The 22,714-nt window shown below is 58.8% G+C and carries 21 protein-coding genes; 2 read left to right on the forward strand and 19 right to left on the reverse strand.

Annotated features, from left to right (window positions below):
* The first annotated feature begins 7 nt into the window (after positions 1-7).
* On the forward strand, positions 8-1,315 hold the full coding sequence (locus tag AC07X4_RS07050) for a methyltransferase (protein ID WP_056059431.1): 1,308 nt from the start codon (positions 8-10) through the stop codon (positions 1,313-1,315).
* 13 nt (positions 1,316-1,328) lie between these two features.
* Here AC07X4_RS07050 and AC07X4_RS07055 read toward each other — a convergent pair whose 3' ends face one another.
* The 18 genes from AC07X4_RS07055 to gspE form a co-directional block, all read right to left on the reverse strand.
* Positions 1,329-2,198 (reverse strand): class I SAM-dependent methyltransferase, encoded by an 870-nt coding sequence (locus tag AC07X4_RS07055; protein WP_288851653.1) that lies wholly within the window; start codon positions 2,196-2,198, stop codon positions 1,329-1,331.
* 117 nt (positions 2,199-2,315) lie between these two features.
* The gene (locus tag AC07X4_RS07060) at positions 2,316-3,209 is read right to left on the reverse strand and encodes a class I SAM-dependent methyltransferase (protein WP_494739646.1); all 894 of its coding nucleotides are present in this window, start codon (positions 3,207-3,209) and stop codon (positions 2,316-2,318) included.
* A gap of 171 nt (positions 3,210-3,380) precedes the next feature.
* Positions 3,381-4,694 carry an ABC transporter ATP-binding protein gene (locus tag AC07X4_RS07065; RefSeq protein ID WP_494739647.1) on the reverse strand — a complete coding sequence of 438 codons (1,314 nt, stop codon included), beginning with the start codon at positions 4,692-4,694 and terminating at the stop codon, positions 3,381-3,383.
* A complete protein-coding gene (locus AC07X4_RS07070) occupies positions 4,691-5,491 on the reverse strand; it encodes an ABC transporter permease (RefSeq protein WP_056059437.1) in 801 nt (266 codons plus the stop codon). Before AC07X4_RS07070 ends, AC07X4_RS07065 begins: the two co-directional genes overlap by 4 nt.
* 97 nt (positions 5,492-5,588) lie before the next feature.
* A complete protein-coding gene (locus AC07X4_RS07075; protein ID WP_494739648.1) occupies positions 5,589-6,632 on the reverse strand; it encodes a peptidylprolyl isomerase in 1,044 nt (347 codons plus the stop codon).
* A complete protein-coding gene (locus AC07X4_RS07080; RefSeq protein WP_288851657.1) occupies positions 6,608-8,365 on the reverse strand; it encodes a cell surface protein in 1,758 nt (585 codons plus the stop codon). The genes AC07X4_RS07075 and AC07X4_RS07080 overlap by 25 nt, the downstream gene beginning before the upstream one ends.
* Positions 8,366-8,553: 188 nt before the next feature.
* On the reverse strand, positions 8,554-8,982 hold the full coding sequence (locus AC07X4_RS07085; protein ID WP_494739649.1) for a hypothetical protein: 429 nt from the start codon (positions 8,980-8,982) through the stop codon (positions 8,554-8,556).
* A gap of 65 nt (positions 8,983-9,047) precedes the next feature.
* The gene (gene gspD, locus AC07X4_RS07090; protein ID WP_494739650.1) at positions 9,048-11,477 is read right to left on the reverse strand and encodes a type II secretion system secretin GspD; all 2,430 of its coding nucleotides are present in this window, start codon (positions 11,475-11,477) and stop codon (positions 9,048-9,050) included.
* A gap of 59 nt (positions 11,478-11,536) precedes the next feature.
* Positions 11,537-12,199, reverse strand: a complete 663-nt coding sequence (locus AC07X4_RS07095; RefSeq protein WP_494739651.1) for a hypothetical protein — start codon at positions 12,197-12,199, stop codon at positions 11,537-11,539.
* Entirely contained in the window at positions 12,196-12,756 is a 561-nt protein-coding gene (gene gspM, locus AC07X4_RS07100) for a type II secretion system protein GspM (protein ID WP_056059445.1), read from the reverse strand. The genes AC07X4_RS07095 and gspM overlap by 4 nt, the downstream gene beginning before the upstream one ends.
* Positions 12,753-14,051, reverse strand: coding sequence for a PilN domain-containing protein (locus tag AC07X4_RS07105; RefSeq protein ID WP_494739652.1), 1,299 nt, complete (start codon positions 14,049-14,051; stop codon positions 12,753-12,755). The genes gspM and AC07X4_RS07105 overlap by 4 nt, the downstream gene beginning before the upstream one ends.
* Before the next feature lie 21 nt (positions 14,052-14,072).
* The gene (locus AC07X4_RS07110; RefSeq protein WP_494739653.1) at positions 14,073-14,912 is read right to left on the reverse strand and encodes a type II secretion system minor pseudopilin; all 840 of its coding nucleotides are present in this window, start codon (positions 14,910-14,912) and stop codon (positions 14,073-14,075) included.
* Positions 14,913-14,929: 17 nt separating this feature from the next.
* Complete coding sequence (locus AC07X4_RS07115) at positions 14,930-15,592, reverse strand: prepilin-type N-terminal cleavage/methylation domain-containing protein (protein ID WP_395458057.1); 663 nt, start codon at positions 15,590-15,592, stop codon at positions 14,930-14,932.
* Positions 15,589-15,990 (reverse strand): type IV pilus modification PilV family protein, encoded by a 402-nt coding sequence (locus AC07X4_RS07120; protein ID WP_494739654.1) that lies wholly within the window; start codon positions 15,988-15,990, stop codon positions 15,589-15,591. Before AC07X4_RS07120 ends, AC07X4_RS07115 begins: the two co-directional genes overlap by 4 nt.
* Positions 15,987-16,436, reverse strand: a complete 450-nt coding sequence (locus tag AC07X4_RS07125) for a GspH/FimT family pseudopilin (protein ID WP_494739655.1) — start codon at positions 16,434-16,436, stop codon at positions 15,987-15,989. Before AC07X4_RS07125 ends, AC07X4_RS07120 begins: the two co-directional genes overlap by 4 nt.
* Positions 16,437-16,462: 26 nt before the next feature.
* Positions 16,463-16,918: a type II secretion system major pseudopilin GspG gene (gene gspG / locus AC07X4_RS07130; protein ID WP_056059457.1), complete on the reverse strand. Its 456-nt coding sequence runs from the start codon at positions 16,916-16,918 to the stop codon at positions 16,463-16,465.
* A 28-nt stretch (positions 16,919-16,946) separates the two neighbouring features.
* Positions 16,947-18,203, reverse strand: a complete 1,257-nt coding sequence (locus AC07X4_RS07135; RefSeq protein ID WP_056059459.1) for a type II secretion system F family protein — start codon at positions 18,201-18,203, stop codon at positions 16,947-16,949.
* Positions 18,196-19,917: a type II secretion system ATPase GspE gene (gene gspE, locus AC07X4_RS07140; RefSeq protein ID WP_494739656.1), complete on the reverse strand. Its 1,722-nt coding sequence runs from the start codon at positions 19,915-19,917 to the stop codon at positions 18,196-18,198. The genes AC07X4_RS07135 and gspE overlap by 8 nt, the downstream gene beginning before the upstream one ends.
* Positions 19,918-20,231: 314 nt before the next feature.
* Between gspE and AC07X4_RS07145 the strand changes: the two genes are divergently transcribed.
* Positions 20,232-22,139, forward strand: coding sequence for a hypothetical protein (locus AC07X4_RS07145; RefSeq protein ID WP_494739657.1), 1,908 nt, complete (start codon positions 20,232-20,234; stop codon positions 22,137-22,139).
* A 17-nt stretch (positions 22,140-22,156) separates the two neighbouring features.
* On the opposite strand, the gene rfbC is transcribed toward AC07X4_RS07145, so the two are convergent.
* Positions 22,157-22,702 carry a dTDP-4-dehydrorhamnose 3,5-epimerase gene (gene rfbC / locus AC07X4_RS07150; RefSeq protein ID WP_494739658.1) on the reverse strand — a complete coding sequence of 182 codons (546 nt, stop codon included), beginning with the start codon at positions 22,700-22,702 and terminating at the stop codon, positions 22,157-22,159.
* Positions 22,703-22,714: the final 12 nt, after the last annotated feature.

Below are 22,714 nucleotides of genomic sequence, written 5' to 3' on the forward strand. Positions count from 1 at the left end.
CACCACCATGAACAGTATTTCCGACCCCAACCTTCCGCTCATCGAAGCCGCCCGCACGCTGATAGAGCAAGGCCAACTTGCTCAGGCTGCCGACGCGCTCAATCAAGCACGAGCCCAATTCCCCAACGACCCACGCGTATACATGATGGCAGGGGTCATGTCAGAAAAAGCTGGCAACGTGGCCGGAGCGTTTCAACTCATGCAAACCGGGCTGTCGCTCGCCCCCAACTGGGCTCCCGGAATTATTGTGCTGGCGCAGTTGCAGGCGAGACAGGGTCAGTATGAAGAAGCGAGCGAGAACGCCGCCACAGCGCTTCAACTTGACAGCGAGAGCCGCGTCGTGCTGGATGGTGCAATTGACGTCGCACAACTCACTGGTGACTTCGCCCTCGCCGTGCGCCGTATCCGGCAAGGCCTGGCCCGGCAACCCTCCGATGCCAAGTTGCGAATGATGCTCGCCTCCGCCCTGGGTCAGATGGAGCAGTATGACGAGGCCCTTGCTCTCTGGGACGGGCTCATTGCAGACTCGCCCGAGGATCGCGCAGCGCTCGAAGGGCGCATGCACATGCTCTTGATTGCAGGGCGTCTGGAAGAAGCTGCTCTCGCAACAGCCCATCTGCGAGCGCTCGACCCCACCAATCCCGTCTACGCCTACTACGAAGAGCGCGCACAAGGACAAACTCCAGCACACCAGCCCACCGAACTCAACCGGCAACTTTTCGACAACGCTGCACATTTTTTCGACGCCCAGCTGGTCCAGGGCTTGAACTACAGGTTGCCACAGCAGATTGCCAAGAAAATCATCGCTTTTTATCCGGACAGGAAGCTCAACCTGCTCGACTTAGGCTGCGGAACAGGACTGCTGGGGGCCCAACTGGGCAGACTACAAGGTCGCCTGGCGGGCGTGGATTTATCCCCAAAAATGCTTGATCAGGCACGCCGCTACAACCTGTACGACACATTGACCGTCGCTGACCTGCACGACGCACTCAGCGAGGCTGAAGCTACGTCCTACGATGTAGTCGTTGCACTGGATGTCTGCGTGTATGTGGGCGACTTGAGTAAAGTCATTCCCGCGGTGTGGCGCACCCTGGTGCCAGGTGGAAGACTGTTCTTCTCATGCGAAAGTGGGCCAGAGGATGGACCTGACCTCGTCCTGAATAGGTCTACTGAACGGTACGTCCACAAGCGCAGCCATGTCGAGAGCCTGTGCCGGGATGCCGGATTTGTGGTGGAAGTCGAAAACACCGTACTGCGTACCCAAAAGGGCCAGCCCGCACATGGCTTTGTAGTCATGGCACGCAAGCCCTCGTGAACGACTTGTCTTCCTAAGCACCCTTGCGCAACAGCAAAAAAATCTCATTGTTGCGCAGCACTGATTCACTGTATTGAACAAGTAATTGCTGCGGTGGCAGCAGGTCTACGCTGCGTCGCTCCTGTTGCTCCACCACGAAACCAGCCTGACGCACAAGATCCACCAGTTCATCCGCCGTCAAGCGGTTGAGCTGTTGGTACTCCTTGAATACGAAGCGTTTGTAGCCGTCTACGCCAAAGTCAGCAAACCCAAAGTCGACTTCCTCCGCGTTGATCGGCCCTTCGTGGGCTTCGATGGTGGACCACAGCACCTCTTCGGGCACCAGCAAATGGTGCCACGGCACTTCGTCATAGCGGCGCAGGTGCGAACCATAGGGTGAATGAAACAACGGTTCGATCTGCAAGAAAAACACCCCCCCCGGGCGTAAACAGGCGTGCAGATCCTGCAAGATCGGCAGCAACTGGTCGCGCTGCACATGTTCGAAAGTAGACCAGCTCATAATGCCATCGATACCCGAATGGCGATCCGACAGGCGCGCGCCCGGCGCGATGGTCTCAAACGTCAGCGCAGCCGGGATACGGCGCATGCCCAGTTGCTCGCTGGCAATGCGCGGCAGTTTGGTGTATTCCCTGCGAATATCGATGCCATGAATGGCGGTAGCGCCATGGCGCAGCACCAGAGACAAATCGGTAATGCCATCGCCGCAGCCAAAATTTAGCAGTCTTGCAGTGCGCATATCAAGCGCGCTGCCCATCCACTGGTGGACCACGTTGGCGGCGTAATCGAAATGCGCCCGAAACCACTCGTCACTGATGCGCTCTGCATCCCATGGAGCCATACCCCACAGCCGCTCCTGCAACTTTAACCACCAACTATTGTTCATTGCTTCTCCAGGGATAGCACTGTGATCCATCGCTTCCTACGTTCCCGCAGCAGCACCATGTTGCAAGCAGTCTGGGCTGCTTGGCCACACTGCCAACGCTCCACCCAAGTGCTCCTTTCACGGTTTGCGCAGCACGTAAGCGTCCTGGTGGTTCCAGAAATGAACTGGTGCCTTGTGCACCAGCCTGTCGGCCCCCACTGTTTCGGCAATGCGCGCCAGGACAAACGCCTCTGAGGTGAAAGTGGTGCCGTATTCCTGCTCGTCGATGGCGGTGGACTCGCTGGAAGCCGCAAAAAAATAGCCGTCCTCGTCCAGCGTCACATGATCAAAGTCGGCCGCCTTGATACCGTGGGTGCTGAACACCAGCAGCCCGCCAGGGGCAACCGCTTCGTACAACACCTTGAGCCAACGCGACCACGTCGCGCTTGGCAAATGGCTGAAGAGAGACAACACAAATACCAGGTCATAGCGGGCAGGCCATTGCACACTCTCAGGCACGCTGGTCGACAAGAAGCCATCAACACCAAACGTGCTACGAGAAAACTCCACCGCATTCGGCACTACATCCGACACCACGACCCGCGAAGAACCCAGCGCCTTGACCAAGTGCCGGGTAAACCGGCCATGGCCGCTGGCGAATTCCAACACACGGGGCGTCCTCAACAGTGGCTGGTCCACCGCCTCCAGCAGCAGCATCAGCTCCGACAACGTTCTCCAGCCGTCCGCGAGGTAGTCGCGCAGTGGGTTACGGCTTGAGTGGTGACTTCGAAAGAAGCCGAAAATGTCGTCTTGCTCAGAGATGGTGCAGTTCAGCCCCATGACGTTGTTGAAGGACCCGATCAGGTCATTCGCCTCTATGAGTGCGTGGGCGGCCAGCACCACATCGCGTTCATCGCGCGCACGCACCAGCACTTGCGCTGCAGCCTCCCTGTCGCCCCGTGCCAGCAGCTCACTCCCCTCTCGCAGCAGTTGTTGGCCAAGGGTGGATGTCGATGTTGGAAGAACTGTCATGGTGTTGGAATGCACGAGAAACCACAGATTATCGGGGAGCAGCTGGAAGATGCAGACTCGGGAGCGCAGGGCAGGTGCACATGCAAGCGCGACATCCTGCGCCTTGGTGCTTTGACAGCCCCGCTGTACGCAAATGAGTCAGCCGAGGATCTGCGGGAGGGTCTGCGGGCGTTAACCCCAGCGGTGGGGCAGCCGCACCAAACCAGGCAGCGGCTTGGGGAAAATGAAGCGGAAGTGCAAAAACTGAAACCACTGGTCATACACTGCCAGCCCCGTTTCGTCGAACAAAAAAGCACTGATCACATAGTCGCCGCTGTGTAGAGGGAGATCCGGGAAGGTCAGGACGGATTGCCAGGTGCCGTCGTCAAGTTGGACAGGCACTGCTCCATCTTCGTGCGTAGCAAGTGATGTGATGCCCACGCCCTTTGACTGCTCGATCATGAACCCGATATTCGGGCGCTCCATCCCCCGCCCTCGGGCACGGATGGTCACCACCAGATCATGGCCTTGGAGCACCGGCGGCTGGTCGCCCACCGCATCATTGAGGTGCGCCACATCCACCGACAGAATGCAGGCACTGCCGCCATCACTTGCCGCCTTTGGGGCGGTGAAATGCCGCGACTGGTCAGCCATTGAACCATCTGGAGGATGCCCTGCACCAGCACCTTCGGTCACAGCTGGCACGGGCCCACCAGGAGCGTCGCCCTCGGCCGCGGCTTCACGCGCTCGCGTGTGTACGTCGTACGCGGCAAGCACCGCCTCTGTATTGCCGAACTGCTCCACCCGCCCCCCCTTGAGCCAGAGTGCCCGGTCGCACAGATGGCGAATGTGGTAGGGGCTGTGTGAACAGAACAGGATGGTGCAGCCGCTGTTACGAAACGCCGTGATGCGCTCGACACACTTTTTCTGAAAATTCTGATCCCCTACGGCCAGCGCTTCGTCGATGATCAAAACGTCGGGCTGCACCGCAGTCACCAGGGCAAACGCCAAGCGCACGGTCATGCCCGACGAATAGGTTTTTACCGGCCGGTCCAGCGCCTCACCCAGTTCGCAGAAATCGATGATTTCAGGCTCCAGGCGCGCCATCTCATCATGATTGATACCGATCAGGCTGCCCGCGAAGTAAAGATTGTCGCGGCCGCTGAAGTCGGGGTGAAAGCCAGCGCCCAGCTCCAGAATGGCAGTCACCCTGCCTACGCGATCAATACGCCCATGGCTGGGCTGCAAAGTACCCGCCAACAGTTTGAGCAAAGTGCTTTTGCCTGCACCGTTGTCACCGATCACACCAATACATTCGCCACGCCGCAATTCAAACGACACATCGCTCAGTGCCCAGTGGCTGCGGTGGGTGGCTTTGCCCGTCAACAGCGCACGCAGCCTGGCCCGGGGGGTGGGATAAAGCTTGTATTCTTTAGCTACGCCAGCCACTGACAGCACGGTGTCAGGCACCACGCTCGGCGTATTGGGGGAGTTTTTGGCGCTCACAACCAGTCCACCAATTGGTCACGGCTGCGGGCCACCAGGGCGTTCAGCACCACTGACAGTGCACACACCCACACAAGTGTTGCGCACCATACGCTCCACTGGGGCCACAGACCTTGCAGCAGCACTTGCTGATATCCCATGACCAGACCCGTCATCGGGTTGAGCCATAGCACCCAGCGCCAGGCTTGGGGAAAGAGCTGAATGGGAAACAAAATGGGTGACAGATAAATGCCCACGGAGAGCAGAAAGCCCACCAGCTGCGCAACGTCTCGCAGCGCCGCAGCCAGTATGGCCAGTGCGTAACCCAGCACCATGCACAACAGCATTTGCAGCAGCAGCAAAGGCAGCAGAGCCAGGATGGCTGGCTTCAGCCCATGCGCAGGAATGTAAGCCACCGCTACCAGCAGCAGCAACGGGCCATAAATAGAGAAGCTGGCCAACACTGAGCGTGACGTAAACAGCACAGGTGGCAGAGGGTTCTTGTGCAGCAGGCTGCCAGCGTCGATCAAGCTCGTCATGCCGCGCTGTACGGCATCGCAAAACGCCATCCACGGCAAGGCGCCAACTACCAGATACGCGCCAACGGCCCTTGTAGGGGCCTGCTCGCCCAGGCGCATGCCAAACACCACATCAAACACCAGATAGTACGCAGCCACAGTGAGCAGTGGCTGCAGATAGGGCCAGACAATGCCCAGTGCCGTACCGGAGTGGCGTGAAGCCACCTCCCGGCGCGTGAGCACCCACACCAATGTGCGCGCACGCCACAGCGCGCGCGCTTCGCTCCAGAGAATATTCATCAGAAGAAGGTTGCAGGCGGACAGCCGCCCACCGTGGCTCGTCTGGCCTTGGCTTCAGGCGATCAGGCCTTGGGCAATTGGCCGCCCGCTACCCATATTACTTGGCTGGCACCGGGATGCTAGCTCCTTTGGCGTAGCCTGCCGCAAAGTCTTCAATGGCCTTGGCATTGGGCTCCACACCGTCTTGCAGCTTTTGTGCTGCCTTCACGCGAGCATCTTGCGTGACGCTGGCGCGCACTTCCTTGAGCAACTCATCTTTCACCTCGTCGAAGGAGCGATTGCTTGGCGGCTTGCGGTCTTCCAACTGGATGATGTGGTATCCAAACTGGGTTTCCACCACACCACTGAGGTCGCCTTTTTTCTTGAGATCAAAGACAGCTTCATCAAAGGCGGGCACCATCCGGCCCTTTGGGAACAAACCCAGATCGCCGCCACGAGCTGCACTGCCCTTGTCCGTGGAGTGCTCTTCTGCCAGCTTGGCGAAATCGCCACCCTTCTTGATGTCCGCAAGCAATTTTTCGGCTTTGGCACGCGATTCCGGGGTGACCCCTCCAATGAGAATGTGCCGCGCTTGTACCTGCTCGCCCACCTGGAAGCGTTCAGGCTTCGCACGGTAAATGCTGCGAGCCATTTCAAGGGCAGCAGCGTCGCTGGGGGCCGCCTGCTGATCAATGCGCGCCAGCATCATGTCAGACAGAACCTTGTCGCGCGCCAGTTGCAGCATGGCAACCACCTGCGGGTCCTTGTCCAGTCCTTCCTTCAAGGCCTGCTGGCCCAGCGCACGGCGCACATACATATTCATGGCCACTTGGCTCACGCTCTGCTTGTTGCCCAGCACCATAGGGCGCATTTCTGCGGGCATGCGCATCAGTGCATCTGCCTCCAGATCAACGCTGGTAATGGCAAATTTCCCGCCCTGAGTCAAGGGCACAGGGCCCGCTGCCTGGGCCATCGAACCACAGGCGAGCAAAGCAGCAGCCAAGGTAATACCGCGCAGCGGCGAGATGCAAGTTGTAGTCAGAAGCTTCATGGATAAAAAGGAGATATGAAATGAAAAAAAGGCGGGGAATCCCCCGCCTTTTTTGGATCGCGTTGCCGCGATTAAGTGCCCACGAATTACTTCGTGTAGCGGTGTGGCCAAGAGATACCGTAGGTACCCGACACGCCGACACCAGCTTGTGGGTTGGTCAGCTTGATGAAGGAGTTACCCAGCAGTGGCAGACCTTGAGCAGCGTTGGTCGTGTCGATCACGCCCCAGCCGTTCGTGTAGATGCCGGAAGTGATGGTGCTACGAGCAACCGAAGCGCCCAACACGGAGTTGCCCGTGTCAGAGAAGGCCAGCACGCTGACTTCGCCGCAGAAGGAGACGGAGCTAGCGGTACCAGGGGAGAACACTGGACCTGCAGTAGCAGAGGTTTCTTCACGGTCGAAGAACTTTTGACCATCGGCGAACACGCAGATGTTGCCGTTGGTGTCCACAGTGGTGTTGCCACCAGCCTTGTAGGTACCGCCACCCGTAGCGTAAACAGCACCATTCACTGCAGGATAGAACCACTCACCAGCTTGCGTGGCGGAAGCGTTCAAGTCAGTGAACAGACGGTACTTAGCGTTGGACGACGTTGGGCCAGTAGCGCCGCTCGTGCCAGTCACAGCTGCGTAGTTGGCAGCCACGTTGTAACGACGTGCGGGCATGGAGAACACCCAGTCAGTCTTCGCGGTGATCGATGCGTCCAGAGCGTACTGGTTGGTCACCGACTTCACAGCCAGGGCCGTCAGCAGGTTCGTCGCTTGTGCCAGCGTATTAGCAGAGGTAGCCGCACCGAAGAAAGGCGTAGACATGTCAGGCGCGTCGTAGTTCAGCATCGGCAGCGCAGCTGCAGCGACAACAGCACCCGTTGCATCAAACACGTTCGCAGAACGGAACAACGGATCAGCCGTCACGCCGTTTGCACCGTCAGCGCTGCCCGTAACCAGGCTGTTGCCCAGCTGTGCAAAGTGACGGAAGTTGCCCACGCCATTCGCACCACCAGCACCAACGGTGGCGGCGATAGCAGTTGCAGCACCCGAGAACACGGTGGTTTGGGGCACATTGATGATGTACCAGTCACCCATCAGACCGCCGGTGGGGCTGTCCAGGCCAGCAGCAGCCACTTGAGCTTCAGTGGTGTAGTCGGCGATAGCGGCAGCGTTCAGAGTCGAACGAGCAGTAGAGCCGGCAACAGAGCAAGGAGCCACGCCAGACACGTGCTTGGTAGCAGTGTACAGAGGGGAGCGGTTAGGACCAGCAGCATTCAGAGCACCGTTGGTGTCGAAAGACTTCAGAGCCGTGATGTCAGCCACGTTGAACACTTCCACGTAACCTTCGCGGGTCAGTGCAGTGCGCTGAGCTTCCGTCAGGTAGCCAGGCAGGCGGCTGGTGGAGTTGTTGAAGGACTGGGTGGTCAGTGCGGGCACCGTGCAGGTGTTGTCTGCGGTGGTGATTTGAGCCAGGCCATTGGCATCAGCCGTCACAGCAGCCGTCCACACGTCGCCAGGCGACAGGAAAACCTGGAAGTCCAGCAGGTCGTCAGAGTTGGAAGCGGAGCGGAAACGCACCTTGGCGACCTTACCGTTGGTTTGGTCGGTGTTGGTGATGTGCAGCACGGTCATGTTGCCGTTTTGCGCATTGAAGTAAGGCACCACCAGAGCGTGGCCCACACCACCAGCCGTCACTGCCAGAGCAGTTGCCGTTGGCTTGGCAATGATCTTGCCGGCGTAGGTAGCAGCAGTTTGGGCTGCATCGGTACCGACGACGACGTCAGCCGACGCAGCACCCGCGAAGCCCAGGCCACCAATCATGGCAGCAATGCTCAGGGCCATCACATTTTTTTTCATACAAGAACTCCAGTTAAAAAGTTGGTAAGCGCAACTACCACGATTGATTACGCTAGAGAATCGTAGCACAGCGCTCTTGGGAACTACACTTGATTACGCGGGCCTGCTGGTGTTTGTTGACCAAATACAACAGTCCCAAATAACCCAAACATCATCCCCTTGGCCTGCAAGGGAGCTGCCTCAATCGCTTACAGATCTTGGTAGCGCCACCACTGGCCGTCTTCCAACAGCCAAGTCTCACTCAGGTGGGTTGCAATGGTACCCAAATTCATGCCCGCCAGAGCAGGTGCGGCACTGATTTTGATGCGCACCGTGCATTTTTCTGGCTCGCAAGTGACATTGATGGGCTCTGCACCCTGCAAGGATGCGCCCTCACCGAACTGCGCGCGAAACTGCTCGGCAGTATGCAGCTTGCGGTAGGCGGGTGTGGACAGCGAATAGGCCTTGGCGTAATCGCCGGCAATGCGCGCCTTCCAGTATTCGGTGGCGCGCTTCTCCACCACCTTCTCTGGCGGAGCCGCCAAAGTAGCGCAACCAGCCAACGCCATGGCAGCCACTGTGGCCAGCGCGGGCATCCAGAGAGGTTGGCGCTGGCGAATCCACGAAAGAGTCTTCATCTTGATGGTTTCCTTCTATTAACAATCTACGTTTGATTGATTACTAACACTAACTACCACGCGAGTTACTGCGGGCTGACGGACTGCACGGCAGGAGCAGGGCGCGCCTTGGCGCCATCGCGCATTTCAATGATGTTCAGCCCTCGAAGGCGATCACGTAAGTCTTCGCTCACTTCGCGTATTTCGGGGTCGGTGCGGACCACCCGGGGGCTAAGTATCACCAACAACTCGGTGCGGCTTGCGCTGTTGTCGGTGTTGCTGAACAAGTTACCCAGTAGCGGCACATCCTTGAGCAAGGGCACGCCATTTTTCCGAGACGAGCGATTGTCTTTAATCAAACCGCCCAGAACAATGGTGTCGCCACTGCGCACTGCAACCTTACTGCTGATCTGCCGCTGCAGAAAAACAGGCTGGCTGTTAGCGCCTGTGGCTGATGAAAGATCGGTCATGCTCTGATCGATTTGCATGGTGACTAAGTTGCCCGCATTCACCGACGGCGTCACCGCTAGATTCACGCCCGTGTCCCGATACTGCACGGTGCTGGTCAAAGCGTTGCTATTGTTTATGTAGTCGGTAGTACTGCTAAGCACAGGCACCTGGTCCCCGACAGCCATCATTGCAGTGTGATTGTCCAACACCATCAGTGAGGGATTGGACACCACCTTCAACAAGTTCTGGCCCGCTAACGCGTTCAAAATAACTCGCACCTTGCTAGCCGAATTGATCAGAGAGTAGGTAAACCCGCTGCCGGCGGCCACATTGAGGCTGCCGCTGTTTGTGGAGTTGTTGGTACCCGTGGACAACTGCCCCACCCCGGTGTTGCCCCCCCCTGTCCCACCACTAAATGCCCATTGCAGGCCGTACTGCAGCGTATCGTTCAATGTTACTTCGACGATCGAGGCGTCAATGAGCACCTGGGTAGGCGGCTGGTCCAGCCGCTTCAGGGTGGATTCGATCTTCTGGAACTCAGCGCGTGTGCTCCACACCAGGATGGAGTTGTTGAGCTCGTCCGCCATGACGCGAACTCCGCCCACATTGGCTGCCACCATGCCCTGGGATGTGGTGTTTGCTGTTTGGCTATTGCGGTTCTGGAAGGAGTTGGTATTGCCAAAGGCGCTAGAGCCACTCATGGTCGAGCCGGTGCGGTTCGTCGTGGCGTAGCCGGTATTGCCGGAGTTGCCCCAGGCGCTATTGCCGAATGCAGAGCCTGTGCCGCCAAAGGGCGATTGCACTTGTGACGTACCCGCCGCCCCACCCAGACCCGGAGCTACGCCGCTGTTGGCTGTGGCCGTGTTGGTCTGGCTAGAGCCAAAGATGCCGGACAGCACACTGGCTAGGTGCTTGGCATTGCCATTCTGGACACGGTAGATGAACAATTGCGCTTCGGCACCGTTGTCGCTGGGTTGGTCGAGCTTTTCGATCCATCTGCGCGCCTCTTCCAGGTAAGCAGCGCGAGGTGTCACCACCAAGATGCTATTGAGCCGCTCCACCGGCATGACTCGCAGGGCTCCAAACAGCGGGTTGCCCTCGCCCAGCATAGCAGCCGCTGCGGACGCGCCCGAAGCCGCAGATGCTGCGCCTGCCGTGGTTGCCAGGGAGGAACCGCTGGGGGCGCCCGACGGCACCTGGGCCGCACCACTGACCAGCCGCAAGGCCGCCTCGACCTCCCTGATGGTGGCGTACTTCAGCGGAAAGAGCCCCACGGACATGCCTTTGAGCAGGTCCACATCAAACGTATTGACGAGATCCAGCCAACCCTCCGCCTGACTACGGGTGCCGGCAAGCACCAGCAGATTGCGCACATTGTCCACACGAACGATGGCGTCGGCGGGTGCCAGCGGCCGGAGAATAGTAGCCATCTCCCCCGCACCAATGAAGCGCAGCGGAACTACGATGGCTCCATACCCTGGAGGCAGGGGTGCGCCGCTACCGCCCGCGAACTGGCGTACGGCGCTACCGATGCTCTTGAGTGCATCGGCTTTGCCGACGTGGTACGTGCCCCGTACGTCCCGCACCATGGCAAGCCCATTGGCCTGCAATGCGCTTTCCAGCAAAAATACAGCCTGGTCTGGCTGGATGGGGGTGCGCGTGGACAGGGTGACAGTTCCGGCAAGCGGCGGGTGCAGCACGTAAGGAATTTTGAGGATGTCCCCCAAAATCGTTCGAGCCACCTCGGCAACGGGCGCTTCTTCAAAATTGAACGAGAGCGGAGCCCCTTCAATAGGTGAAACCGGCCGCGCGGGCGCCAACACCTGATCATTGCCCTGAATGTAACGGGGTTGCGCAGTGGTGGGCGACGGACTGGCAGAGGAAGGAGCAACCTCCGCACCGGGCGCGTCTGGCGCAGCGACCGCGCCTCGCGGAGCGGTAGGGGCCTGGGTGCGCGCAGCAGGCGACTGGGCAGCCTCTACAGAAGCGGGCTGCACATCCTGAGCTAGTGCCGCCTGAGCAGCCGCAAGGGCAATGGCGGTCAGTACAAATCGGGTGGAAGTCATAGAGTTACACAAGCCCTTGTGGGGTGAAGTTGGACACGGCGCGGGGCGAGCAGTTTGTGTTATTGCGGTGCGCTACCGCCAAAGACGGGCACCAGCGGGCGCCCGGTTGGACGCGCCGTCGGTTGCGGAACAGGCGTACCGTTGTTAGCGGCTGACGGCGGCAAATTCTGCGCCGCAGCCGGCCGAGGAGCGACCGGGGGGGCCGCGGTGCCCGCACTGGGGGGCAAACCGGTGTACGCGGTCAATGCTGCACGCGGCAGCTGGAGCACTCGACTCTGCCCGCCCTGCGTAAAGGTAACACTGCGGTCTTGAATGACCGAAAGCGCCCAGCCTTCGACCACCTCGCGCAACCTGACGCGCCTGTGTTTGCCCGCAATCTGGATGATGGCACCTCCATCGCCATCCCCCATAAAGAGCCCTGAGAGCTGCGCAGTGCTGAGATTGTCAGTTGGCGCTTTTTCCTCCGGCGGCGGGGGCGGAGGCGGAGGACGCCGCGTGGGCGAGAAGACAGGCCGATCCAGCATGGCAATGAACTGGGAGGTATCGGTCGGCACCGCACGCGGCAGCGCCGGCACCATTGATGGATAGTCCGCTGTCTGCGGGGCCGGCGCTTGCCAGCGAATGTTGCGCAGGTGCCCCGATGAATCAATCCAAAGCCTCGCCAACACCAATGCCAATGCGGCATTGACGAACAACAGAACATGCAGCGAGTATTTCTTCATGGCCGCTCTCTCAGCACGCTCAGAGTGAATTGCGCCGACAGGCGCGGAGGCAATTTGGGGTTGATGTTTGCCAGCCCTCCCAATACCTGTACATCCAATTCATTGATCACAATGACCGGCTGCTGAGCACCAAGCACTGCCAACGCGCTTTGCAAACCCAGCAATTCACCCTCTGCACGCAGGACGAGTGGAATACGGTCAAAACCTTTCTCTTCCTTCGGAGGGAGAACCTGGCTGGTAATGACCTGCAGCCCTGCGGATGAAAACAGGTCACGCACCTTTTGCTGAGCCTGGTTGCCTGTTTGGGTTCCGTCCAAAGCTGCAGGGTACACGTACTGCGCGCGCAACTCGGTTGCTCTTTGGCGTGCGGCTTCGAGTTCGCCCCGTTGCGATTCAAGCCCCAGCAGCCGCGCATACCGGGGTTCAATCTGCGCAAGACGCTCCTTACCCCAGGCGTGTTTGGTCCGCACATACACCGCTCCGCCAATGACAGGGAGCAGTACAACGGCCAGCAGCAGCACGACAAGTGCCGTTCGGCGTACTGCGAGCGTGTTCATGGAGCTCCTTTGCGCTCGGGTTTTGCCGAGGAAGACTTTGCAGGCACTTGGGGCGGACTTCCGCCAAACACAGGAACAAGAGCGCCCGGGGCGGCGGGCGGAGCGGTAGCCGTCGACGCACTTGCAGCCGCGCTTGGTGCGGAGGCAGGCTTAGCCACCGGGGTAGACGGAGCGTTCACAACTCCTGCAGGAGCTGCGGATGTAACGGTTGAAGCAGGCATTGATGCCGTCATGGCCGCAGGTTGAGGTACCAAGGCAACCCCAAACTCTTGCGGGTCAAGCGAAAACTCGATGACGAAGTTTTCCTTGGAGTTCGCGCCCGCAACACGCGTAGTGGGGGTAGGTGCACGAACATCGCGAATACCTGGTTGCTCGCCAAGGATCTGCATGAGTGCAGAGGCATTGGCAGTCAAGCCCGTGATCGTGACCTTCGGCCCCTTGAGCGTGAACCCCTGGAGAGCCGTGTCGTCGGGCAGCACTTTAGTAAGCCGATCAAGCACTCTCATCGGCTCCACACGGCCTGCAAGCAGCTCAGACAATACGTTGAGCTTTTCTACCGACTGCATGAGCACTTCGCGCTCCTTCACCAAAGCAGGCGTGCGGTGCACGACGTCGTCATAAGCACCCACAGCCTCGATAGCACGCGCCCGCAACTGCAAAGTAGGAGTTACAAAAATGGCCGCCATCAAGATCAGCGCAGAGGCCAAAAGACCGTAACGGGCCCATCGCCCTCGCGCGCCCGAAGCAAGCCGAGCTCCTTCGCCGTAACCATTGAAGACGATGGGAGCCCCTGCAGCCAGGTCTACCCAGACCTCTGGAGTCTTGCCCCCCAAGCGCTTAGTTTGCGCCTCAAGATACTGCGCAATCTGCTTACGGGACGCCAATGCGAGATCCAGAAAGTTCGCCCCACCCGCTGCACCAGGCCGGGTACGATAGCCCCACACAAGGTCCTGCTCAATGAAGGGACTGACCGTACGCACCTGAAGTGCGGCTGCACTTGCGGTGTCAACCTCTCCCATGGCAGGGATTGTCAAGGTGCGGCGCAACAGCAATTCATCGGGCAACTCCACTGCTACGAATGGAGCCTGGATGCCCTTGCCGCTCACGCCGCGACGCGAGCCCCCCCTCCACAGCGACTCACCACCATCTTGCTGGAGCAGAATCACAGAAGCATCCGGAGTAAGCCACGAAAACGGCGGTGAGCCCTGCATGTCCGACCACGCCTGTCGGACGCTACGCCCCAAGGCGCTCAGGTCAAGCCCCAGAAAACGGGCGTCGGTTTGAATGGTTGGCATTTAGTAGATGAATCGGGGGGCTTACGATTTACGGGGCTCAAGGCGCACAGCAGTCCGGAAGGTGTGCCAAGGCGCGCCATTAGGTGTGCGGGCATTGAGGTCAACGCTGCGCGAGACGCGCACGTACCCCCCATCGGCCAAGGGCACGCGAGCCTGGACTCGAACGCGGCGGGATACAGATGCATCCAGCAGACTACCATCTAATGCCGTGGTGTCGACGCCGATTTGGCCCGCATCTCGGGCCATTGCAATCTGCATAGCAGCAGCTGTGTTGCCGCCAGCCAGAACCGCAAGCACCTCGACGGGTGCCGCCAGTGGGTTCACACGCCCCGAACCCTGCAAGTCTGCGGTCAAAACGCCTTCCAGTTTAGCATAGAGGTCGTAGTCAACACCGGGTACTCGCAGTAGGTCCTCTTCTGCCTCAAAGCGCTGGGGGCCGCCTCTGGTGTCTCGGCGCATGCGCGTCTGGACTATGGCCTGGGCTGTTGCCTGCGCTGCTTCAGCAGGGAGCCCGCCGGCTACAGACAGGAGTCGCTCCAACAGCGGCAACCCCGCCATATTGATATCGATGAGCCCGTTCAGAGGCATCGCCTGTACCTGCATGGTGACGTTACGGTATGCAATCTCGGTCAAGGTAGCCTTCGTCAGAGGCTGATTGTTTGCAACGAGCGCCTGCAAGGCCATCTGAATGGCACCGTCACCCAGTGCTTGCGCCTCCACTTGCTGCCGAGCTTGCACAATGGCTCGGCTTTCTGTTCGTACGGTACGCATGGTCCCCGTCGCAATAATGCTCAAGGCCGCAACGATCCACAGCACCGCCAACAATGCCATGCCACGCTGGCTACGCACAGGCAGATTCACGCTATCTCGAGCCATGTTCAGGTACCTCCAAACACAGGCCCGCTCGTCCTAGGATCGCTACCCGGCAAAACCCTCAACGGCACGACAATTTCTGGCCAGGGACCAGAATTCGTCCGCACTGAAATCGAGACCCGATCAGGCAATCGGTCGGTTATCGTCCATGGGGCAGACCAATCAGGAGGCTCGACGGCGGCATCCTCGTACTGAAACGTCAGCCCCGTCACCCCGGCAAGAAGCGGCGTACTCTCTCCCGAGGCCCAATCAGGCAGCACAGCTGCACCCTCCCAAGGCATGTACTGCAACAATAGGATCCCGGCATCTGTTAACTCGAGTCGGAAGTGGTACCGGCCACCAGCTCCATAGCGGGCGGGCATGACGCCAACCCAACTCATGGACGACACCGAGCCACTGAAAAAATAAGGACTTGCACCATTAGCCACAGGGGTGCCGATCTTTTGGGCAGAAACTCGTCCTAATATCGAACGCAGAAAACCACTGACGGTGCGCAAATCATCCACGCGCTGCAGGCGAACATCCACCCGCTCCTCCGTTTGTGATGCCGTGCGCAAGGCAGACGCCATAGCCACCATCACGAGCGAAAGCAACGTCATGACGACCAAGAGCTCCACCAAAGTAAAGCCTCGCTCTTCGGATCGACGAGTTATAAAACTCTGTATCACGGGCGGACCTGTACTGGGGGCTTGCGCTCAGGACGCAAAGTGGTGAGATCAAAACTGCGCGGACGCCGGTCCTCTGACCAGGTAATTGAGATACTCACCTCATGCAGCGCCGGAATGTTGGGGCCCGACAGCCCAGTGGCATAAGGTACGGACTGGATCTGCCAAAGGTAACCGGCCGATTCGCCCGATTGTTGCCACCCGCCCTCGGGCACGGTATCGCGCAACGACAACAGTGATTGGGCAAGGACGACTGCACGCTGGTAGCGTTCTATGTCCCCAGCACTGCGAACACTGCCACCCATAACTCGGTAGAGCAAGCCCAGCGACATGGCCATGATGGCAAACGCGACCAACAATTCGAGCAACGTGAGACCACGTTGCCTCTTGAATGCCCTCATGGCAGCAATGCTTCCTGCGTGGCTCTTCCGGATAACCAGTCCACACGCAAGCGCGTTCCAGAGCCAGGAGAGCGCAGGATTTCTATGCTGCCGCCAGTGGCACCACCGGACGGAAGAAACCGGATAGACACCAGCCCCTGAGGGCCAATCTCGCGGTCTGCCACGACTGCACGCAACTGCAGCGGCTCAGGCAAAGCCTTGACTTCCATACCTTCGACGCCATAGCGGCGTCGAGCCAAGTCTGCCGTGAAGCGGACCTCGCGGCCCTCACTAACAGCCGTGGCGCGGGCCGAGCGCAACTGATTGAACATAGAGCGTACGGCATCACGGTACTGCGATGCCTCTCGCATGCGCTCATAGGCCACAGGCACCAACCCGATGAAGAGTGCCATGATGCCAAACACTACAAGCAACTCAACCAGCGTAAAGCCGCGTTCACGCCGCACGGTGAATCCAACCGAGGAAGATGCACTCAGGGCGTGTTGCGAATGTCGGCGTTCTCACCCTCACCGCCGGATGCCCCATCGGCCCCCAACGAGAGAATTTCTATGCCGCCATTCGGGCCAGGATTTGCGTATTTGTAAGGACGCCCCCAAGGATCGGAGGGAACCCCCCCCTTGAGGTAAGGGCCGGACCAACCATTGACAGAGCCAGGACGCTTGACCAGAGCATCCAAGCCTTCTTCAGTGGTTGGATAGCGCCCCACATCGAGCTTGAAAAGCTCCAGCGATTTGTCCAGATCGGCGATCTGCACGCCTGCTGTCTTGGACTTGGCCCCACCCAGTTGACCTAGAACACGGGGCCCCACCAAGCCTGCCAGCAGCGTCAGGATTGCCAGCACCACCAGCAACTCAATCAGCGTGAAGCCTCGCGAACGCCGGGCCGCAAACACGGTGCCGCGAGCGCGGCCAACACTTGTACTCACCATGAGAGAGGAATCCTTGGACAAACAAAAATTATATGGCGAGGTCATTGATGGACAGAATTCCGAGCAAGATGGAAACAATAATGGCCGCGATCAGCACGCCAAGCACCAGAATGAGCACTGGCTCGACGAGCGTCAACAGGCGTTTGATGCCAGTTTCGACCTCCCGGTTCAATATATTCGACAGTTCCAGCATCATGGGTCCAATGCGCCCCGTCTCCTCACCTACACGAATGAGGTTGATGGCCAACGGCGCAAAAATGCCAGTGGCCGTGATGGCCTGCACGACTTTCCCCCCCTCTTTGACGATAGGCGCCACTCGCCCAAGCGCTTGCTGAAGCACAGTGTTGCCCACGGTTTCTGTGGCGATGTGAAGCGCCGTTAGCATTGGTACGCCGTTACCGAGCAGCGTCCCAAGGGAACGAGAGAACAGAGTCAGTTGGTATTTGAGTGCAAGGGGCCCCATGAGTGGCAAGCGCAAAACCAACGTTTGCCACCAACGGCGACCTGCAGGTGACTTGAGCCAGCGTAGTGCCACTACCCCCACACCCGCAAACACGAGTCCCATCACCAGACCATACTGGGTAAACGCATGCCCCAACCCCATCACGAGACGCGTAGGCACCGGCAGCGCATCGCCCATATCAGTGAACAACTTCTCAAACTGCGGTACCACGAAACCAAGCATGGCGATCAGCGACAGTACAGCCACTCCCAGCAGGATGGCTGGATAAATAGTCGCCGAAATAACACTCTCCCTCAATGCGCGCTGACGTTCCATATGCTCAACCAGGCGATCGAGCACTGCAGACATCTGGCCACTGGCTTCGCCAGACCGGATCATGTTGATATAAAAATCGCCAAACAGGTCTCTGTGGGCCGCCAATGCACGACTGAGCGGCGTACCGCCTTTGACTGCGTCAAGAATGCCCTGCACCAGAGTGGCGACACTCGGCTTGTGGCTCATGTCGATGAGCACTCGCAAAGCGTTGTCGAGCGCCAATCCCGCGCGCAGCATGATGGCCAATTCAGATGTAAGAGCCAAAACATCTGGCGAAGTAACAGGCCCCCTGGCCTGGCGTCCCTTGGGGCGCGCAAAGCCTCCATAGGAATGGGCCTGACCGGAGGCATCAGACAGAGACGCCGCTGCACTGGCATCACCGATATGCAGTGGCGTCATGCCTTGATCGCGCAATTGCTTGAGCACCTGGGCAGGAGTGGACGCGGTCAGGCGCCCTTCTTCGACTTTGCCCGCACTGTTGGCGGCTCGCCATGCGAACTCAGGCATCAGACTGGTCCTGCGTCACCCGAGCCAACTCATCGAGTGTGGTGTAGCCTGCAGCAACCTTTCGCAGGCCATCCTCATACAGGCTGAGCATGCCACTTTGGGCTGCAATCGAGTTAAGTACATTGGCATCACGCCCTTCGATGATGGCTCGACGCATGGGTTCATCGATCAGGAGCAGCTCATGAATGCCCGTGCGCCCCCGGTAGCCCGATTGACGACACTGCTCACAGCCAACCGCCCTGTACACAAGTTTTCCAGGGGCGCAAAAGCGCGACAACCCGGTACTCTCGCGCACCTCAGCGCCCGGCTCGTACGCCTCTTTGCAATGCTCGCAAAGTGTGCGGACCAGGCGCTGGGCCAAAACACCGTTGACAGCGGAGGTGATTAAATAGGGCTCTACACCCATATCTTGCATACGAATCACCGCACCAGCGGCGGTGTTGGTGTGCAGCGTGGACAGCACCAAATGGCCCGTCAGGGCGGACTGCACGGCAATTTGCGCTGTTTCCCCGTCACGCATTTCACCGATCATGATGATGTCCGGATCCTGACGGAGTATGGAGCGCAGCGCATTTGCAAATGTCAAATTGATCTGCGAGTGGACCTGGATCTGGTTGATGCCTTCGAGCTGGTACTCCACCGGATCTTCGACGGTAATGATTTTCTGCTCACTGGCGTCAATTTTGGCCAAGGCTGCATACAGGGTGGTGGTCTTGCCTGAGCCGGTAGGGCCAGTGACCAGCAAAATGCCGTGTGGGCGAGCCAGCAAATGGTTGAAGCGCACCAACGTGTCTTTCTCGAAACCCATCTTTTCGAGTTCCAGCCGCACACTGGCCCGGTCAAGGACCCGCATAACCACACTTTCGCCGTGAACCGTCGGGACGGTAGACACGCGCAAATCCAGTTCACGGCCCTTCACACGTGTCTTGATACGGCCATCCTGCGGCAAACGGCGCTCGGCAATGTCGAGGTGCGCCAGGAGTTTAACGCGCGAATTGACAGCTGCAGACAGGCGTGGGGGTACCAGTTCACCGGGGTGGATCACACCGTCAACGCGATAGCGAACATGCAAACCATCATCGAATGGCTCCAAGTGAATATCAGAGGCACGCAAGTCAATCACGCGACCGATAATGGTATTGACCAAGCGGATGACAGGGGCCTCGCTGGCGAGATCCTTGAGATGCTCGACAAAGTCACCACCATCCAGTCCGTCGCCAAAGCCGTCGTCAGCATCCTCGGGTTCTTCAACCGGTTCGACAAGCGCTCTTTCAATATCGCTTTCGAGAGCGAGGTGAGGCCGAATCGCAAGGCCTGTAGCAAGGTGGAGCGCCTTGACCACAAACGCGTCTTGCGGCACAGACATGGCGACGTGCAAGACACCATCCTCCAGGCGCAGCGGATAAATGGCATGGGCCTGAAGAAACTCAGGCAGCAACCCTTCAACCTCCGGCATGAGGTCAGGAAAACCTTCCGCCTGCACCAATGAAACACCCAGCTGCACGGACAAGACGCCGGCCACATCACCATCGGAAACCAGTCCCAGCCTAACCAGCACACGTCCGAGCATGCCGCCCATTTCCTGCTGGGCAGATAGCGCGCGCTCCAGGTCACGCGACGAGAGTTTCCCGGCCTGAACGAGAAGTTCGCCAATCCGGGGGCGCGAGTCGATGACCTCGCCGGCCGGCTCGACCAAAAGTGTATTTGTCGTCATGAAAAATGTTGATATAGCCCCCCGACATGAGGCCAAAACGATGGGCGTGCAAGAGCCCCCATCCGACAGAGGCGTTGGCAGGAGTGTAGCTGCGGCCAAGTCCAGCACCCACCCCTGCAGAATGCGTTCCCGAGCCAGGATGGGCAGTGGAAGCACAGATCCGGCGCAAGCGCTACAAATTAGATAGCTTTGCACCATGAAACACTGACGCAAAGCCCACTTTCGCCCGACCGTTGCGCAATCAGTTAAGAAGTGCACAAGTGCCAGTGCTTTACATTCGTCGGCACTTGGTAATCCGATCCAGGCATGCAAATATGAGTCCTTTTAATCCAGCCAGTCGCACGACGGCGCTTTCCACCATCCTCGCTGCGTGCTGCGTGCTCGTTGCAGGCGCTGCAGGAGTACACCTGCTGTACAACCACACGAAAAACAACTTGCACAGCAAAGCGCCAATGCTGCTCGCACCCATGATTGGCGCCATCGATACGTGCATTGCTGCGCCTACAGACACCACCCAGGAGCCCCACACGGGGGATCTAGCACGCAGTTGCATGGGCCCACGAGGCTCAGCAGCGGCATTGGTGGAATCAACGCTTTCCACGCTGCGCCCCTCGTCCAGCGCACAGAACGCGTATCCACTGGGTTACACACTGCCAGTACCTTTGCTACAACTGTTTCGCAAGGACATCCATGGCGGTTGGGAAATTGATAGCCCCATGGTTGATCGCTTGGTGCGAACGATCCGTGATACCGACCGGCCTTTGATCCTGTACCTGTTTTCGACACACTTCTCTACAAACGCCTCACTGGAAAAGGCGCTGGCCCAGGATGCTGGCAACCTTGCGCAAACACGTGACGGCCCCCTCGTACAAAGCAGTTACTACGGTGCGCCTATCCATAACTGGACTTTTGCAACCCCTCACACGGAGCTGACCAAGCGCCGCGTTCAAGCTGCACGCGCAATGTTGGATGCGGTGTGTCGATTACCCGCACACGACATCGCCAAAATTCGTGGAGTCACTCTTCTAGGCGAACTGCATCACCTGTTTCCTGATTTTGAAAGTGGCATGGGATTCACCCCCCCCTACCGCGTTACCGATTACAGCCCGCAATCCATTGCTGCATTTCGTACATTCCTGCGCGACGAGTTTCAAAGCGTTGGAAAGCTCAACCGAGCGGTGGGGGCCGATTACGCCTCTTTTGACGAAGTAATACCTCCTTCCAAAGACATTCGCGTTGAACCACTGCAGCGATACACCGAGCACATCGATTCTTTTGCGCAAGGAACCCTGCCCATTTCCGGATGGGCCTATGTCTCGCGCACCGAAGGATCGGGACCGGCTTGGGTGCATGTGTTTCGCAACGGCGTGTTCGTGGGCAAAACGCCGGTGGACAAGGGGCGACAGGATGTACTGAAAGCAAAGCCAGAGTTTGGCAACGCCGACACCGGCTGGCGACTGGACATGGATTTCCGACGCCTGCCTGCCGGCATACATCGCATCGACGTATTCCTGGAAGAGACCCCGGGACGCCTCACACCTCTCGGCACGCGGCGCATTGCCATCATGGACAGGGCGCAAACACCTCCCAAGCAGCTACCTCAACAACCACTTCCACCCAGTACGACCGCCATACCGTCACCCCCTGCGAGCATCGACATGCCTGTTGATGAATCCTCTTACTACTACAACCCCTTGGTACCGTTGTGGCACCAGTTCAGAGGACAGCAGGTGGTGGACTACCTTCGGTTCTTTAACGATGTAGTTCGTGAGTCATGTCTTAGTAACGTACCTCACTACACACACCAGATCGTTCCTTTCGCGAATCCTAGTTGGGATGCTCACAAGTTCGCCATTGATGCGTCGCTGCGCGAGCAACAAGGAATACGCCTCGGGGTAAGCCTGTACGGAGATGCGAGTTACGGGCAGGCGTTTGGACAGTGGTACAAGGCCACGGGACACCGGGGTTACGCAGTCACAGAATTTCACCCACTCAAGGCCATGAATACGCCGATGCTTCAGCGCACACTGGACCAGCATGCTGCCAGGGGGGCTGAATTCTTGTCTTTTTTCATGGAGCCCCGCTGGGAGGGCAAGCTTGTGGCACGAGGCCACAACATCTTTTCGTTCGACCCAGACAACCCCCAGTTCGGATCTGACGCACTCTACGAGTCAATGCGGCAAGCACTGAGCCAAGGTACTACCAATCCACCGCGCCAATAGAGATTTGGTACCCAGCGTCAGGGGAATACCTCGGCATGAGACAGCTTGACCCCTTGAGCGTCTTTGACGGACAGGCGCGGCTCTGCGGTCAACCGCCAATCGATGGCCAGAACTGGATCGTTCCAGGCTATGCACCTCTCGTGTGCAGGCGCATAGTAGTCCGTGGTCTTGTACAGAAATTCGGCCGTTTCGCTGAGCACGACAAAACCGTGTGCAAATCCTGGAGGGACCCACAGCTGATGATGATTGTCCGCACTGAGTTCAGCTCCCACCCATTGACCGAAGGTGGGTGAACTGCGGCGGATATCAACAGCCACATCAAAGACCGAACCGCTGACTACACGGACCAACTTCCCTTGAGGCTGCTGGATCTGGTAGTGCAACCCCCGCAGCACCCCTTGGGCGCTGCGGCTGTGGTTGTCTTGGACGAACTGGTGGGATGTACCTGTCGCCTCGTTGAAAACCCGTTGATTGAAGCTCTCATAGAAGAACCCCCTCGCGTCTCCAAATACCTGGGGCTCTATCAGTACAACATCAGGAATAGCCAACCGTGTAGCTTGCATGAACAGCGCCTA

It is taken from the genome of Acidovorax sp. GW460-11-11-14-LB4, from assembly GCF_059423685.1.

Bases quoted from the DNA above. Each gene is read 5' to 3' on its own strand.
- AC07X4_RS07050 (WP_056059431.1), top strand. From the start codon at position 8: ATGAACAGTATTTCCGACCCCAACCTTCCGCTCATCGAAGCCGCCCGC.
- AC07X4_RS07055 (WP_288851653.1), bottom strand. From the start codon at position 2,198: ATGAACAATAGTTGGTGGTTAAAGTTGCAGGAGCGGCTGTGGGGTATG.
- AC07X4_RS07060 (WP_494739646.1), bottom strand. From the start codon at position 3,209: ATGACAGTTCTTCCAACATCGACATCCACCCTTGGCCAACAACTGCTG.
- AC07X4_RS07070 (WP_056059437.1), bottom strand. From the start codon at position 5,491: ATGAATATTCTCTGGAGCGAAGCGCGCGCGCTGTGGCGTGCGCGCACA.
- AC07X4_RS07080 (WP_288851657.1), bottom strand. From the start codon at position 8,365: ATGAAAAAAAATGTGATGGCCCTGAGCATTGCTGCCATGATTGGTGGC.
- AC07X4_RS07085 (WP_494739649.1), bottom strand. From the start codon at position 8,982: ATGAAGACTCTTTCGTGGATTCGCCAGCGCCAACCTCTCTGGATGCCC.
- gspD (WP_494739650.1), bottom strand. From the start codon at position 11,477: ATGACTTCCACCCGATTTGTACTGACCGCCATTGCCCTTGCGGCTGCT.
- AC07X4_RS07095 (WP_494739651.1), bottom strand. From the start codon at position 12,199: ATGAAGAAATACTCGCTGCATGTTCTGTTGTTCGTCAATGCCGCATTG.
- gspM (WP_056059445.1), bottom strand. From the start codon at position 12,756: ATGAACACGCTCGCAGTACGCCGAACGGCACTTGTCGTGCTGCTGCTG.
- AC07X4_RS07105 (WP_494739652.1), bottom strand. From the start codon at position 14,051: ATGCCAACCATTCAAACCGACGCCCGTTTTCTGGGGCTTGACCTGAGC.
- AC07X4_RS07120 (WP_494739654.1), bottom strand. From the start codon at position 15,990: ATGAGGGCATTCAAGAGGCAACGTGGTCTCACGTTGCTCGAATTGTTG.
- gspG (WP_056059457.1), bottom strand. From the start codon at position 16,918: ATGGTGAGTACAAGTGTTGGCCGCGCTCGCGGCACCGTGTTTGCGGCC.
- AC07X4_RS07135 (WP_056059459.1), bottom strand. From the start codon at position 18,203: ATGCCTGAGTTCGCATGGCGAGCCGCCAACAGTGCGGGCAAAGTCGAA.
- gspE (WP_494739656.1), bottom strand. From the start codon at position 19,917: ATGACGACAAATACACTTTTGGTCGAGCCGGCCGGCGAGGTCATCGAC.
- AC07X4_RS07145 (WP_494739657.1), top strand. From the start codon at position 20,232: ATGAGTCCTTTTAATCCAGCCAGTCGCACGACGGCGCTTTCCACCATC.
- rfbC (WP_494739658.1), bottom strand. From the start codon at position 22,702: ATGCAAGCTACACGGTTGGCTATTCCTGATGTTGTACTGATAGAGCCC.